This window comes from Microbacterium sp. MMO-20 (assembly GCF_037147735.1).
Classification (GTDB): domain Bacteria; phylum Actinomycetota; class Actinomycetes; order Actinomycetales; family Microbacteriaceae; genus Microbacterium.
The window spans coordinates 1-629 of record NZ_JBBCUU010000024.1 but is presented as its reverse complement, the minus strand read 5'-3'; the positions used below and the strand labels follow the sequence as shown (position 1 = coordinate 629).

Annotated in this window: 1 rRNA gene; it reads left to right on the top strand. The window is 52.5% G+C overall.

The window, feature by feature from the left end:
* Positions 1-629, top strand: a 23S ribosomal RNA gene (locus WFI52_RS14140); the annotation flags it as partial.

Below are 629 nucleotides of genomic sequence, written 5' to 3'. Positions count from 1 at the left end.
ATCCTATGCTGCCGAGAAAAGCATCGACGCGAGGTTCTAGCTGCCCGTACCCCAAACCGACTCAGGTGGTCAGGTAGAGAATACCAAGGAGATCGAGAGAATCGTGGTTAAGGAACTCGGCAAAATGCCCCCGTAACTTCGGGAGAAGGGGGGCCATCCACTTATTAGGACTTGCTCCGAAAGGGTGTGGTGGCCGCAGAGACTAGTGGGTAGCGACTGTTTATTAAAAACACAGGTCCGTGCCAAGTCGCAAGACGATGTATACGGACTGACGCCTGCCCGGTGCTGGAAGGTTAAGAGGACCGGTTAGCCGTAAGGCGAAGCTGAGAATTTAAGCCCCAGTAAACGGCGGTGGTAACTATAACCATCCTAAGGTAGCGAAATTCCTTGTCGGGTAAGTTCCGACCTGCACGAATGGCGTAACGACTTCCCAACTGTCTCAACCGCGAACTCGGCGAAATTGCATTACGAGTAAAGATGCTCGTTACGCGCAGCAGGACGGAAAGACCCCGTGACCTTTACTACAGCTTGGTATTGGTGTTCGGTGTGGCTTGTGTAGGATAGGTGGGAGACTGTGAAGCGGTGACGCTAGTTACCGTGGAGTCATTGTTGAAATACCACTCTGGTCA